At 65.5% G+C, this 12996-nt stretch carries 12 protein-coding genes; 5 read left to right on the top strand and 7 right to left on the bottom strand.

Features of this window, described 5'->3' with window-relative positions; translation table 11 throughout:
* Positions 1 to 402 precede the first annotated feature (402 nt).
* From C3Y15_RS19645 to glnT, 5 genes are all read right to left on the bottom strand, one after another.
* On the bottom strand, positions 403 to 1758 hold the full coding sequence (locus C3Y15_RS19645) for an ammonium transporter (protein ID WP_243860256.1): 1356 nt from the start codon (positions 1756 to 1758) through the stop codon (positions 403 to 405).
* Positions 1759 to 1989: 231 nt separating this feature from the next.
* Entirely contained in the window at positions 1990 to 3351 is a 1362-nt protein-coding gene (locus tag C3Y15_RS19640; protein ID WP_124260162.1) for an FMN-binding glutamate synthase family protein, read from the bottom strand.
* A gap of 25 nt (positions 3352 to 3376) precedes the next feature.
* Entirely contained in the window at positions 3377 to 4066 is a 690-nt protein-coding gene (locus tag C3Y15_RS19635; protein ID WP_124260163.1) for a protein glxC, read from the bottom strand.
* Positions 4054 to 4962 (bottom strand): class II glutamine amidotransferase, encoded by a 909-nt coding sequence (locus C3Y15_RS19630; RefSeq protein WP_124260164.1) that lies wholly within the window; start codon positions 4960 to 4962, stop codon positions 4054 to 4056. The genes C3Y15_RS19635 and C3Y15_RS19630 overlap by 13 nt, the downstream gene beginning before the upstream one ends.
* Positions 4963 to 4974: 12 nt before the next feature.
* On the bottom strand, positions 4975 to 6363 hold the full coding sequence (gene glnT / locus C3Y15_RS19625; protein ID WP_185499750.1) for a type III glutamate--ammonia ligase: 1389 nt from the start codon (positions 6361 to 6363) through the stop codon (positions 4975 to 4977).
* 249 nt (positions 6364 to 6612) lie between these two features.
* Between glnT and C3Y15_RS19620 the strand changes: the two genes are divergently transcribed.
* Positions 6613 to 7215, top strand: coding sequence for an XRE family transcriptional regulator (locus C3Y15_RS19620; protein WP_124260165.1), 603 nt, complete (start codon positions 6613 to 6615; stop codon positions 7213 to 7215).
* 212 nt (positions 7216 to 7427) lie between these two features.
* Here C3Y15_RS19620 and hutG read toward each other — a convergent pair whose 3' ends face one another.
* Complete coding sequence (hutG, locus tag C3Y15_RS19615) at positions 7428 to 8237, bottom strand: N-formylglutamate deformylase (RefSeq protein ID WP_124260166.1); 810 nt, start codon at positions 8235 to 8237, stop codon at positions 7428 to 7430.
* Between the two features lie 16 nt (positions 8238 to 8253).
* On the bottom strand, positions 8254 to 9399 hold the full coding sequence (locus C3Y15_RS19610; protein WP_243860253.1) for a LysR family transcriptional regulator: 1146 nt from the start codon (positions 9397 to 9399) through the stop codon (positions 8254 to 8256).
* Here C3Y15_RS19610 and C3Y15_RS19605 point away from each other — a divergent pair.
* Genes C3Y15_RS19605 through C3Y15_RS19590 form a run of 4 tightly spaced genes read left to right on the top strand, consistent with a single transcriptional unit; the run spans position 9398 to position 12992 of the window.
* Complete coding sequence (locus C3Y15_RS19605) at positions 9398 to 10582, top strand: FAD-binding oxidoreductase (RefSeq protein WP_124260167.1); 1185 nt, start codon at positions 9398 to 9400, stop codon at positions 10580 to 10582. The genes C3Y15_RS19610 and C3Y15_RS19605 overlap by 2 nt on opposite strands.
* Before the next feature lie 27 nt (positions 10583 to 10609).
* Positions 10610 to 11389 carry an electron transfer flavoprotein subunit beta/FixA family protein gene (locus C3Y15_RS19600; RefSeq protein WP_124260168.1) on the top strand — a complete coding sequence of 260 codons (780 nt, stop codon included), beginning with the start codon at positions 10610 to 10612 and terminating at the stop codon, positions 11387 to 11389.
* Entirely contained in the window at positions 11386 to 12330 is a 945-nt protein-coding gene (locus tag C3Y15_RS19595; RefSeq protein WP_124260169.1) for an FAD-binding protein, read from the top strand. Before C3Y15_RS19600 ends, C3Y15_RS19595 begins: the two co-directional genes overlap by 4 nt.
* Positions 12327 to 12992, top strand: a complete 666-nt coding sequence (locus C3Y15_RS19590; RefSeq protein WP_124260170.1) for a HutD family protein — start codon at positions 12327 to 12329, stop codon at positions 12990 to 12992. The genes C3Y15_RS19595 and C3Y15_RS19590 overlap by 4 nt, the downstream gene beginning before the upstream one ends.
* The last annotated feature ends 4 nt before the right edge of the window (positions 12993 to 12996 follow it).

Raw genomic sequence — 12996 nt, 5'->3', positions numbered from 1 at the left:
GCACGAAGCCGGCGTCGCGAGATCGCCTGCATGAACTACTCGTCAAACGGCAAGACAGACCAACTCTATCAATCTTTCGCATGTCGCCATCGATTCATCAGCGGGATCGGCTGTAGGAGCGGCCAACTAGCCCTCCCCTGACCGATCGCGCCTCGCCTCCGATCATCACATCGTTACTGATGTCCACGACACATCTCCCGCCACGATTCCGACTAGCGCCAAGGTCAACGATGTGACTCAGTTGTAGCAGCTAGTCGGTGCGTTTCGCTCTGTAATGCCGCCCTAACGAACCATACGTGCGATTTTCCCAGCTTACGGCTCGTGCAAAGGGCGATGCAGTTCCTCCGCCCCAGATAGCGCTGCAAACCGGCGCAAGGTGTGCGTTTGCGACTACGCTGATCGTCACAAATGGTATGCAGTCTCCCCGTGCGAACTGACATCGAGCCCCTCGCGTTCACCCTCGCCGTCGACTCGCAGACCTATCGTTATATCGACGAGCTTGAATGCGACAACCGACACGACCGCAGACCAAACGAGCGACGTCCCGACGCCCCAGCACTGTGCAATCAGTTGCTCACCGATGTGGTAGTCGCCAACCTTGTTCGCGACGTAGTCGTAGATCCCGGTTCCGCCTAGCGACGGCGACGCAAATACGCCGGTTAGCAGCGCGCCCGCGATGCCACCGATGCAGTGCACGCCGAAGACGTCGAGCGAATCGTCGACGCCGAGAAGGCGCTTGAGCCCATTGACGCCCCAATAGCAGACGATGCCCGCGATCAAGCCCATCGCGATCGCGCCCATCGGCCCGACGAATCCACATGCCGGGGTGATCACGACCAGCCCGGCGATCGCGCCGGACACCGCGCCGAGCATCGACGGCTTCTTCTTCAGCGACCACTCGACGAAGGTCCACGACATCGTCGCCGCACATGTCGCCAAAAGCGTCGTGACGAATGCGAGCGTCGCCGCGCCGCTTGCCTCGAGCGCGGAACCCACATTGAATCCGAACCAGCCGACCCACAGCAGCGAACCGCCGATCATCGTCATCGTCAGGTTGTGCGGCGCCATTGTCTCCCTGCCGAACCCCGCCCGCTTGCCGATCAGGATCGCCCCCACCAGCGCCGAGATGCCCGCATTGATATGCACCACGGTGCCGCCCGCGAAATCGATCGCCCCCTTCTGGAACAGGAAGCCGGCCGTCGCGTTGGCCTTGTCGGCCGCCGCCGCGCTCGTGTAAGCATCGGGGCCCGGCCAATACCAGACCATGTGCGCGATCGGCAGGTACGAAAAGGTGAACCACAGGACCATGAACGCCAGCACCGCGGAGAATTTGGCGCGTTCGGCGATGCCCCCGACGATCAGCGCGGGCGTGATCGCGGCGAACGTCAACTGGAACGACACGTAGATGAACTCCGGAACGACGACGCCCTTGCTGAACGTCGCGGCAGTCGAATCCGGCGTGATGCCGAGCAGGAACGCTTTGGAGAGCCCGCCGAAAAACGCGTTGCCCTCGGTGAACGCGACGCTGTAACCGTAAACCGCCCATAGCACGCCGAGCAGGCAGAACACCACGAGCGTCTGCATCAAGATCGACAGCATGTTCTTGGCGCGCACCATTCCGCCGTAGAAAAGGCCAAGCCCGGGTGCCGCCATCATCACGACGAGCAGCGTCGCGACGATCATCCACGCGGTATCGCCCTTGTTCGGCATCGGCACCGCCGCCACCTTGTCGTTCGCGAACGCGGGCAGCGCCTGCATCGCGAGCCAGACCCACAGAATCCAGCCGATCGTCTTTTTCATGTCGTTTCCTAGAATCAAGGCCTGCGCCGCACCGCGATGCACGTGCGAACCGATGACCCACCAGCAACACAGGGAATGGCCGCGACACCCTGCGGATATACCGAGCGAGTCGCGCCGTCTGAATCGGCAGACAACACGGCGCCGCATACCGCGATGCGGCGCCGTGTCATGCAAGCCGTCACACCTCGGTCATGACCGCTCGCCCGGAATCCACGACGTGCCGGCCAGCGGCACGCGCGCCATCGCGGCCGCCTCCACCGTCAGCGCGACGAGATCTTCCGGTTCCAGGTGATGAACGTTCTGCTTGCCGCATGCGCGCGCGATGGTGGTCAGTTCCATGTTCAGCGTCTTCAGGTAGTTCCGCACACGGCGCGCACCCTCTTCCGGCTCGAGACGCTTTTCGAGGACCGCGTCCTGCGTCGTCACGCCCACCGGACACTTGCCGGTATGACAGTGGTGGCAGAAACCCGGCGACGTATGCAGCGCCGCGTAATCCGCTGCAGCCGAATGCAGCACGCCGTCCTGGAAATACGATTCGCTGTTGCAGCCGAGCGCCATCAGCACACCCTGGCCAATCGCGACGGCGTCCGCGCCGAGTGCGAGCGCCTTGGCGACGTCCGCACCGGTACGGATGCCGCCCGACACGATCAGTTGAACCTGCCCCTTCATGTTCAGGTCCTCGAGCGCGGCGACGGCCTGACGGACCGCCGCCAGCGTCGGAATGCCGACGTTCTCGATGAAGCAGGTCTGGGTGGCCGCCGTTCCGCCCTGCATCCCATCGACCACGACGACATCCGCGCCCGCATGCACCGCGAGCTTCACGTCGTTGAACGTGCGCGTCGCGCCGACCTTCACGTAGATCGGCTTTTCCCAGTCGGTGATCTCGCGCAGCTCCTGGATCTTGATCGCGAGATCGTCCGGGCCGGTCCAGTCAGGATGGCGGCTCGCCGAGCGCTGGTCGACGCCCGCCGGCAGCGTGCGCATCGACGCCACGCGCGGATTGACCTTCTGCCCGAGCAGCATGCCGCCGCCGCCCGGCTTCGCGCCTTGCCCGATCACGACCTCGATCGCATCGGCACGCCGCACGTCGTCGGGATTGAACCCGTAGCGCGACGGCAGGCACTGGTAGACGAGCGTCTTCGACGAACGACGCTCTTCCTGCGTCATCCCGCCGTCGCCGGTCGTCGTCGACGTGCCGGCCGCCGTGGCCGCGCGGCCGAGCGCTTCCTTGACGTTCGCCGACAGCGCGCCGAAGCTCATCCCGGCCACCGTGATCGGGATGTCGAGCACGATGGGCTTCTTCGCGAAGCGCGTGCCGAGTACGGTCTGCGTCGTGCACTTCTCGCGATAGCCTTCGAGCGGGTAACGCGACAACGACGCACCGAGAAACAGCAGATCGTCGAAGTGCGGGACATGGCGCTTCGCACCGAGCCCGCGAATCTCGTACAACCCGCGTTGGGCGGCCGTGTGGATATAGTCGATCGTCTTGCGGTCGTAGCCGTACGACTCTTCCTGCTGCAAGCGGGCGAATTGAATGGGTTTGACTTCCATGGCGTTGTCTCGATGGGGCGTGGATTCAATATTCCTGGTTCGCGTCGGCGTTCCAGTGGTAGAGCGTGCGGGCAGAAGCGATGCGCCTGAACGCATGCGGATCGTGGTCGAGCCCGGCCGCATCGAGCATCGCCGCGACGGCACTGACGTCGGCGTCGGTCATCGGCTCGAACTGCGCGTCCGCGCCAAGCGACTTCACTTCACCCTTCACGTAGAGCACCGCTTCGTAAAGCGAATCGCCGAGTGCGTCGCCCGCGTCGCCGCAAATCACCATCCGGCCCGCCTGGGCCATGAATGCGGAGAAGCTGCCGACCGAACCGCCGACGACGATGTCGCCGCCCTTCAGCGAGATACCGCAACGCAACCCGGCATCGCCGTCGATAACGAGCAGCCCGCCGTGCGCGGAGGCACCCGCGCCGTTCGACGCAAAGCCCTTCACGTGCACCTTGCCGCTCATCATGTTTTCCGCGACGCCGGTCCCGGCGCTGCCCTCGATGACGATCGTCGCGCGCTTGTTCATGCCGCCGGCGTAATAGCCCGCGTGGCCGTCGATCGTCACGGTCACGTCGGCGTCCACGCCGACCGCGATGTTGTGCGCGCCGTTCGGCGAGGCCACGACGATCGCCCGCCCGTCGAGCACGTCCGCGCTGCCGTGCAGATACTGGTTGACGTCCCTGACGGTGGCGCGTTCAAGGTCGAATGTCATGCGTTCCATACGTACATCTCCTCGGGTGCGGGTTCGAATACCTTGGCGTTCTTGATGTCCGGCAGATGTGCGAGCGAGCGGAACTCCGACGCGATCGCGACGTAGTCGTCGTTCTCGGCGACGACGGCCGGCTTGCACGCGAACGGGTCGCGAATCAGCGCGAGCTCGGTCGGCGTCCCCATCAGGAACGTGTAGAAGCCGTCGAGCTCCTCGAAGCCCTTCTGCAGCGCCACGGGCAGCGTGTCGCCCTCGCGCAGCCGCCATTCGAGAAAGCGACATGCCGCCTCGGTGTCGTTGTCGGTATCGAAGTGAATGCCCTTCGGCTCCAGCTTCCGGCGCACGCCGTAAGGGTTCGACAGCGAGCCGTTGTGGACCAGGCAGAAATCCTCGCCAGCCGTAAACGGATGTGCGCGATCCGGCGTCACCGCCGACTCGGTCGCCATCCGCGTATGACCGACCAGGTGAGAGCCCTTGAGGCCACCGAACGCGTAACGCGCGGCGATGTCGGCGGGCAGGCCAATGTCCTTGTACAGGTCGATCGAGCGCCCGGCCGACAGCAAGTACACGCGTGGGTAGTGTTCGTTCAGCCAGTGCCTGACCGTGTCGGTCTGCGCGTGGACAGTCAGCACCGCGTGGTTCCCCTTCGCATCGACACGCGCCCCCGTGTCGACGGACGCCTTCAGCCGGTCGAGCAGCACGTCCCACGGAAAATGCTCGCCTTCGTCCGTAAAGCCCGAGTACAGGCTCAGCTTGCGCTGGTTCGGCTCGACCGCGTCGCCGAACACCGCGAGGCCGGCCGAGTCCGGTCCGCGTTCGGTCATGCCGATCAGCATCGGCACCATCAGCTCGCCGAGCCGGTCGCGCAACGCCGGTGTCTTGACCAGCAATCCTACGATTCCACACATGTTGCTTGCTCCTCAGAAAAATTCGACGTACTGCTTGATTTCCCAGTCCGATACGTGGCGCATGTATTCCAGCCACTCCATTCGCTTGAGCTTGATGAACTCGTTGACCACCGGTCCGAGCGCATCGCAGATCGTCCGGTCGGCTTCGAGCGCGTCGAGCGCCTCGCCGAGGTTTTGCGGCAGTACGCCGATGCCGTGGTCGCGGAGTTTTTGAGCGGGCCACTCGTACAGGTTCTCGTTCGCGGGCGCGCCCGGCGACAGGTCGCGGTCGATGCCGTCAAGCCCGGCGACGATCACGGCGGCCGTTGCGAGATACGGGTTGCATGCACCGTCAGGCAAACGCAGTTCGATCCGGCCGCCCGGCATCCGCACCATCGTCGAACGATTGTTGTCGCCGTAGCTGATGTACGCAGGCGCCCAGGTCGCGCCGGTCAGCGAACGCCCCACGACGAGGCGTTTATACGAGTTCACCGTCGGGTTACAGAGCGCCGTCAGCGCAGGCGCGTGTGCGAGCAGGCCCGCCGTGAACCTGTAGCCGAGCGTCGACAGGCCCATACCGAGCGCGTCGCCGTCGTCGGCGAACAGGTTGCGCTTGCCGTCACCGATCGACATGTGCATGTGCATGCCGTTGCCGGGACGGTTCGCGAACGGCTTCGGCATGAACGAACAGATCATCCCGAGCTCGTTCGCGATTTCCGACGCGGCCATCTTGAAGAACACGTAGTGATCGCACGACATCAGGCAATCGGTGTACGTGTAATTGATCTCGAACTGCCCGTTCGCATCCTCGTGGTCGATCTGGTAGACGTCGATGCCGACCGCGCGCAGCGATTCGGTGAGCTTTTCCAGGAACACGCGCGTACGGGACAACCCCTTGTAGTCGTAGCAGGGCTTCGCCAGCGTATCGCTCGGATCGCACGGCTCGAGCGTGCCCGACGCCGAGCGCTTCAGCAGCGAAAATTCGGGCTCGAGGCCGGTAAAAAGCGTCCATCCGCGCTCGGTCAGGCGGGCAACCTGCTTCTTCAGCGTCACGCGCGAATCGAACGCCCACGGCGCGCCGTCCACGTGACCGTCGCACGCGATGCGAGCCAGCCCAGACTGCCAGGGCATCGGCGTCAGCGTCGTGAGATCGCCGACCGCCATGTAGTCCGGCCCGTTCGGCTCAATGCCGACGCCCGAGATCGCGAAGCCCGCGAAACCCGCGCCCGCAGTCAGTACACTGTTCAGATGCGCGACGGGCACCGACTTCGCCTTGGCCACGCCGTGAATGTCGACGAATTGCGCGAGCACATACTTCACGCCATGTTGCGCAAGGTATGTCTGCGCTTCGTCCACCGAGTCGAAGCGGGGTACGCTTCCGAGCGCATTGGCTGGCAACGGGCTCGTATCGTTCAGGTTCATCGTCTCTCCTTGCAACTGCTTCGTTCACTGGTTGGCTGAATCCGCCCGACTGGCGAGCGGCCCAATTGCGCGACATGGGCAAGCACCGTGTCCGGTACGCTGCGCCACACCTTCTGCATACGAAGGGGATTTATTGTTGTGAAACAATAGTTCCCCATATGAAACTTTCGACGCGTAAGCCGGCGGTCCCGACTGTGCCGGCGCGCACGCCTCAATCTGCTACCCTTGCCCCTTTTTCCGAGGCCTTCGATGCATACCGCTGACGACAGCAAGACCCCGCTCGAACGCTATCTCGGGTCGACCATCCGCGAGCTCCGCCAGCGCCATGGCCTGACCATCGCCCAGGTTGCCGAACAGGCCGGCATCAGCCGCGGCATGCTGTCGAAGATCGAAAACGCACAGACCTCGACCGGCCTCGACGTACTTCACCGCATTGCGCAGGCGCTCGGTGTCTCCATGGCCGTGCTGTTCCGCAACTTCGACGTCCCGCAGGGCGGCGCCCAGCTCGTGAAGAAAGGCGCCGGCATGGAGGTCGTCCGCAAAGGCACGAAAAGTGGCCACACCTACCATCTGCTCGCTTACGACCAGGGTCCGCGCAAAACCTTCGAGCCCTTCCTGATCACGATGGAGGACCAGGCGGAACGCTTTCCCGTATTCGAGCATCCCGGCACCGAGTTCATCCACATGCTCAAGGGCGTGATCGAATACCGGCACGGTCAGCAGACCTACATCCTGCATCCGGGCGACACCCTGACGTTCCGCGCCGACGTACCGCACGGCCCGGAACGCCTGATCAAGACCCCGATCCAGTTCCTGTCGATCTTCGTCTACGGACCACCCGCCGACGAGTAAGCATCTCGTCGCAAGAGGTAACGCAAGCCTCGTGCCAGGTTTATCTACAGGAATCAAAGATTCCCATGAATAAACACTTTGCGCGGAACGGCACCCGTGCGTCACCGGGTGACGATCCACTCGCTGCGTGTTACGGGTGCGGCTCCACGCCAACATCGGTGCAACGTCGCACTGATACGGGAACCACGGTTACGAAGATGTATCAGTGCCCCTTATGCTGCGATCGGCGGCAGTGTCGCCAGTGCATCCAGCGCCGCGCAGATCATCCGGCGCACCGTCGGCTGCACGCGCGCCGCGCGCACGGTGTCGTAGGCGAACGGGAAGGCTTCGTCCATGTAGGTCGACTGGCACATCTCCAGCTGGATCGCGTGCACGCCGTGCGACGGCCGGCCGAACGAGCGGGTGATGAAGCCGCCCTTGAAGCGGCCGTTCGCGACCGACGTGAACGGGCTTGCGGCGGCCTCACGCTCGACCGCGGCCTGCACGGACGGCGCGACGGTCCTGCCGTCCTGCGTGCCGATGTTCAGGTCCGGCAGCTTGCCGTCGAACAGCCGCGGCAGCGTGCTGGCAATGGAGTGCGCCTCCCACAGCAGCACGTGCCCGTGACGCTCGCGCAGCCGTGCCAGCTCGGCCGCCAGTGCCGTGTGGTACGGCTGCCAGTATGCGTCGACCCGGCGGCCTTTCTCATCCGCATCCGGTTCGCATCCTTCGCGATAGACGGGCTCGCCCCGAAACGTTCCGGTCGGACACAGGCCCGTCGTCGTCTGGCCGGGGTACAGGCTCTCGTCGTCCGGGGGACGATTGAGGTCGATCACGTAACGCGAGACCGTGGCACCGAGTATCGTCGCACCGAGCGTGGTCGCGAACGCGTACAGCCGATCGAGATGCCAGTCGGTATCAGCGAGCGTCAGCGCGCGGTCGGTGTACGCATCGCGCAACAGCGCGGGTATCGCCGTTCCCAGGTGCGGAATCGAAATCAGCAGCGGCGCATCGCCGCGTTGCAGCGTGTAAAGGTCACTCATCAAGGCTCCGGACGAATCAAAGCAATGCATCTTCGGGCAACTGCGGCACCGCGCGCGCGAGCGCGGGCCGGATCGAATGGTCTAGCACGGCGCGCGTCAGCTCGACGATCTCCGTGACGAAATCCTCCCACTCACCCTGCCGATGCAGGAGAAAGAAATCCCGCCGGCCGAGCCGGCCGGACGGCAACGGCACGACCACGACGTCGCCGAGGTAATGGCGCGCCTGCCACAGGCACAGCGGCGTCGAGATCGCGAAGCCGAGCCGGGCGGCAACCAGGCTCAGCAGCGGGTCGGTCGCGTCGAATTCGAAGCGCCTCGGGCAGTCGATGCCGAGATGGCGCGCGAACCGCTCGACCTGCTGGCCAATCACGGAACGCGCCGTGTAGCGGATCAACGGCAGTTCGGCGGCCAGCGTTCGCCAGTCGACCTTCGGGCGCCCGGCTAGATGCGCGCGCGCGACGACCGCGACGAAGGCTTCCGAGAACAACGGCACCTCGACGATGCGCGCATCGCTGAGCGTGGTCTGGGTACATACGGCGACGTCGATCTCCCGGTCATGCAATTGCTTGCTCAACCCCGGCGTGATCCCAGACCACATCGAAATCTGCCGCGACGTGCCCGACACCGCACGGATCAGCTCCGGCCCGACTGTCGCCGCGAACGAATCGACGCAGCCGAGCCGCACGGGCAGGCGCCCCGCGTCCGACGCGTCGCCGACGCGCGTGCTGACCATCTGCGCATGCTCGAGCAGCGGGCCGGCCAGTTCCAGCAAGGCCCGGCCGGCGATATTGGGGCGCGGCGGCCGGCTGTCGCGATCGAACAGCACTGTCCCCTGCTCGCGTTCGAGTGCGGAAACCGCCTGGCTGATCGCGCTCTGGCTGACACCGATGCGCCTGGCCGCGCCGGTCATCGAACCGGTCTCGCACACGGCGACGAAGGCCTGCAGCGCACGCAGGTCGATGGGCGGTGGGGTACGTCGCATAGCGGCTCCAGTGGCGGCGGGACGGCCGTTCGGCAATACGGGACGAATGGTGCGCCGGTTCGGCCTGCCCGGGCGCTGGATGAGCGCTTCCGGGCACGTTGCATAAGTTTGCCTAATACAAAATTCGGCGCCGCCGCGGCTCCCTAGAATCGGCTCGTCGCCTACCCAGAGGGAAACCATGAGCCACTTCGACTTCATCGTGATCGGCGCCGGCGTGATCGGCACGTCGGTCGCACATCATCTTGCGTCGCTCGGTGCACGCAACGTGCTCGTCATCGAACGCGGCATGATCGGCGCCGGCACCACGTCGCAATCGTCCGGCCTGCTGCGCACGCATTACTCGGTGCGCCAGAATGTGGAGTTGGCGCGCTCGTCGTGGTCGGCCTTCAATAACTTCGCCGAGTACGTCGGCGACGACGAGGCGTCGTGCGGGCTCGTCAAGTGCGGCTACATGATCTGCGCGCCGGAGGGGGCGAAGCTGGAGCCGCTGCGCGCGTCGCTCGACGCGCAGCGCGCGATGGACATCGAAGTCCAGTTGCTCGATCGCGACGAGGCACGCGCCCGCCTGCCGATCGCGCAGTTCGACGACGCGGCGCTGATCGGCTTCGAGCCGGAAGCCGGCTTCGCCGATGCTTACCTCGTCGCGACGAGCTTCGCGAAGTCGGCACGCCGGCGCGGCGTGAAGATTCTCGAAGGCACGACCGTCACGGGCGTCGTGCGCGACGGCCGTCGCATCGTCGGCGTCGACACGAGTGCCGGCCGCTTCACGTGCGGCACGCTGATCAGCACGCAAAACATCTGGACGCCGGAACTGTCCGGCTGGATCGACGTGCCGCTCCCCGTCAAGCCGGAACGGCATACCGTGCTGGCGCTCGAATGCGACGCACGTTATTCGTTCCAGATGCCGGCGTTCAAGGACCTCGGCTCGCCCGGCATGCTCTATTACCGCAGCTACGGCGGCAGCCAGATGCTGGTCTCGGAGGGTATCGTCGGCGAAACGCTGAACGCGCCCGAAACCGAACAGGGCGACATCTCGCTGGATTACGTCGCCGAAGTAGGTGCGCAGGTCGCCGAACGTTTTCCCGCCTACGAGACGGCCGGCCTCGCGTCGTCGTGGACCGGCGTCTACGACGTGACCCCCGACTGGAACCCGGTGCTCGGCAACGTCGGCGACCTCGAAGGGCTCGTGGTCGGTTTCGGCTTCTCGGGCCACGGCTTCAAGTTGTCCCCTGGCATCGGCAAGCTGCTCGCGCAGCATGCGCTCGGGCACCCGACCGACGTGTCGCTCGCCCCATACGCGCTCGAACGCTTCGCGACCGGCGCCCTGCTCACCGGCAAGTACGGCCTCGGCGCCGTGTCCTGATTGTCATCCTTCCGACGAGATATTCCCATGCCCTTGAAGATACTGGTGCCCGTCAAGCGCGTCGTCGATCCGAACGTGCGCGTGCGGGTAGGCTCCGCCGGTTCGATCGAGACGTCCGGCCTCAAGATGTCCATCAATCCGTTCGACGAATGCGCGCTCGAAATGGCGCTGCGCCTGCGCGAAGCCGGTCATGCCGCACAGGTAAGCGTCGTCACGTGCGGCCTGCCCGCCTGTCAGGACGTGCTGCGCACCGGGCTCGCCATGGGCGCCGACGACGCGATCCTGATCGACACCGGCGACGCGACCGTGTCGCTCGACTCGCTGGGCGTCGCGCGGCTGCTGCACGCGTACCTCGGCACGTCGCCGTACGACCTCGTGCTTTGCGGCAAGCAGGCGATCGACGACGACACCGGCGGCGTCGCGCCGATGCTGGCCGGTCTGCTCGGGTGGCCGCAAGGTCTCGACGCGACCGCGCTGTTACCAGACGGCGACGGCTGGCGCGTCACGTGCAGCGACGACAGCGGCACCGCGACCTGGCGGCTAGCCGGACGCGCCGTCGTGAGTGCCGACTTGCGCCTGGCCGAACCGCGCCGCGTGACGCTGCCGAGCATCGTCAAGGCCAAGCAGAAGCCGCTCGCGATCGCTCCCGCCGCTCGATTCGCGGTCGATCTCGCACCGTCGTCGCGCGTGGTGCAACTCGACGAGCCCACCGTACAGCGCTCGGGTCGCCGCGTAGCCGACATCGACGCGCTGATCGCCGCGCTCGCCGCACACAACGTCTTTACCCATACAGGAGTCTGCGCATGAGAACGCTCGTTGTCGCCGAAGCCGCGGCCGACCATACGCTGCCGGACGCGGTTCGGCGCGTCGTGACTGCCGCAACGGCATGCCGACATCCAGTCGACGTGCTGGTACTCGATCCCGCGACCGCCGCGGAAACCGCGTTGATCGACGGCATCGACCAGGTACTGCGGCCCGATCTGCCAGACGCTTCCGGCACCGTCACGCCGGAAAGTCTCGCCGCGTTGCTGGCCGAGCTGGCACCGCACTACACGCTGATCGCGGCTACGCATCGCACGCTGGGCCGGAATGCGTTGCCGCGGGCCGCAGCGCTCACCGGTGCGGCGTTCGTCGCGGACGTCACCGGTATCGCGAACGACGGGCGCTTCGTGCGCGGCTGGTATGCAGGAAGCATTGTCGCGACCGTCGAAAGCGCGCGCGAGACCACCTTCGCGACCGTTCGCGCATCGTCGTTCGCGGCAGCCGGTGCGCGAACCGAACCGGCACCGATCGATTCCGTAGCTGCCCCCCCCGCATTCACCGCGACCACGCTGGTCGAACGCAACGGCACCCAGACGGCCGGCATCGATCTCGCGAATGCACCGATCGTCGTGTCCGGTGGGCGTGGGCTCGCGTCCAGCGAGAACATGACGCGGCTCGGCACGCTCGCGGCCCGTGTCGGCGCGGCGCTCGGTGCATCGCGCGCGGCGGTCGACGCCGGCTACGCACCGAACGCGATCCAGGTCGGGCAAACCGGCAAGACCGTCGCTCCCGACGCCTATCTCGCGTTCGGGATCTCGGGCGCCATTCAGCACCTGGCCGGCATGAAGGATTCGAAGTTGATCGTCGCCGTCAACAAGGATCCGGATGCGCCGATCTTCGCGTTTGCGGACGTCGGCTTCGTCGGGGATCTGTTCGACGTGATGGCCGCACTCGAACGTCACGTCGATGCCCGGGGTGGCGCATGACGAACCCGGATTCCGGGCAGGACGGCATCCGGCGCGCGCCTGCACTGCGTTCCTCCACCGGGCGGGCACCGTCGGCATCACACTACCCGTCCGTCCGATTCATCGATTGCGCACAAGTCGAGCCAGAAGCCTGGGCAAACGGCGCCGGCGTCACGCGAACGCTCGCAAACCGCATCGACGCCGACGGTAACGTCGACTGGCGTATCAGTCTCGCCACGCTCGACGGGTCGGCCCGCTTCTCGCAGTTTCCGGGCGTCGACCGGATACTCGTACCGGTCGACAACACGAGCGTCGAACTCCGCGCGCAGGACGGACATCTCGTCGCCCACCCGATCGTGCCAGCACATTTTCCCGGCGATTTGCCGGTGTGGACGACCGATATCGTGCGGCCCACGCACGTGCTCAATGTCATGACACGCCGTGTCGCCTGCCGCGCCATCGTAACCGTGGCGACGCATTCGCGTCGCGTCACGCCGGCGCCGACGCATCTGCTGATTTGCGCGGCCGGTCAATGGCGCTTCAGCAGCGCGTCGCTCAGCACCCAGACGCTGCTGCCGATGCATGGCCTTTGGTTCGACGACCGCAGCGAAGAACTCGATCTGCAGTCCGACGCACTTGACTCCCGCCTGATCTCGATCGCAATCGAGCCAGTCGAACGCTAATCCC

Origin of the sequence: Burkholderia sp. B10 (genome assembly GCF_004368385.1) — a bacterium.
Lineage (GTDB): Bacteria > Pseudomonadota > Gammaproteobacteria > Burkholderiales > Burkholderiaceae > Burkholderia > Burkholderia vietnamiensis.
Note: the sequence above shows the minus strand (reverse complement) of the source record. Positions and strands in the feature narration are given on the sequence as shown.

Excerpts from the sequence above, each read along its gene's own strand:
- C3Y15_RS19645 (WP_243860256.1), bottom strand. The coding sequence starts at position 1,758 with ATGCAGGCGCTGCCCGCGTTCGCGAACGACAAGGTGGCGGCGGTGCCG.
- C3Y15_RS19640 (WP_124260162.1), bottom strand. The coding sequence starts at position 3,351 with ATGGAAGTCAAACCCATTCAATTCGCCCGCTTGCAGCAGGAAGAGTCG.
- C3Y15_RS19635 (WP_124260163.1), bottom strand. The coding sequence starts at position 4,066 with ATGGAACGCATGACATTCGACCTTGAACGCGCCACCGTCAGGGACGTC.
- C3Y15_RS19630 (WP_124260164.1), bottom strand. The coding sequence starts at position 4,962 with ATGTGTGGAATCGTAGGATTGCTGGTCAAGACACCGGCGTTGCGCGAC.
- glnT (WP_185499750.1), bottom strand. The coding sequence starts at position 6,363 with ATGAACCTGAACGATACGAGCCCGTTGCCAGCCAATGCGCTCGGAAGC.
- C3Y15_RS19620 (WP_124260165.1), top strand. The coding sequence starts at position 6,613 with ATGCATACCGCTGACGACAGCAAGACCCCGCTCGAACGCTATCTCGGG.
- hutG (WP_124260166.1), bottom strand. The coding sequence starts at position 8,237 with ATGAGTGACCTTTACACGCTGCAACGCGGCGATGCGCCGCTGCTGATT.
- C3Y15_RS19605 (WP_124260167.1), top strand. The coding sequence starts at position 9,398 with ATGAGCCACTTCGACTTCATCGTGATCGGCGCCGGCGTGATCGGCACG.
- C3Y15_RS19610 (WP_243860253.1), bottom strand. The coding sequence starts at position 9,399 with ATGGTTTCCCTCTGGGTAGGCGACGAGCCGATTCTAGGGAGCCGCGGC.
- C3Y15_RS19600 (WP_124260168.1), top strand. The coding sequence starts at position 10,610 with ATGCCCTTGAAGATACTGGTGCCCGTCAAGCGCGTCGTCGATCCGAAC.
- C3Y15_RS19595 (WP_124260169.1), top strand. The coding sequence starts at position 11,386 with ATGAGAACGCTCGTTGTCGCCGAAGCCGCGGCCGACCATACGCTGCCG.
- C3Y15_RS19590 (WP_124260170.1), top strand. The coding sequence starts at position 12,327 with ATGACGAACCCGGATTCCGGGCAGGACGGCATCCGGCGCGCGCCTGCA.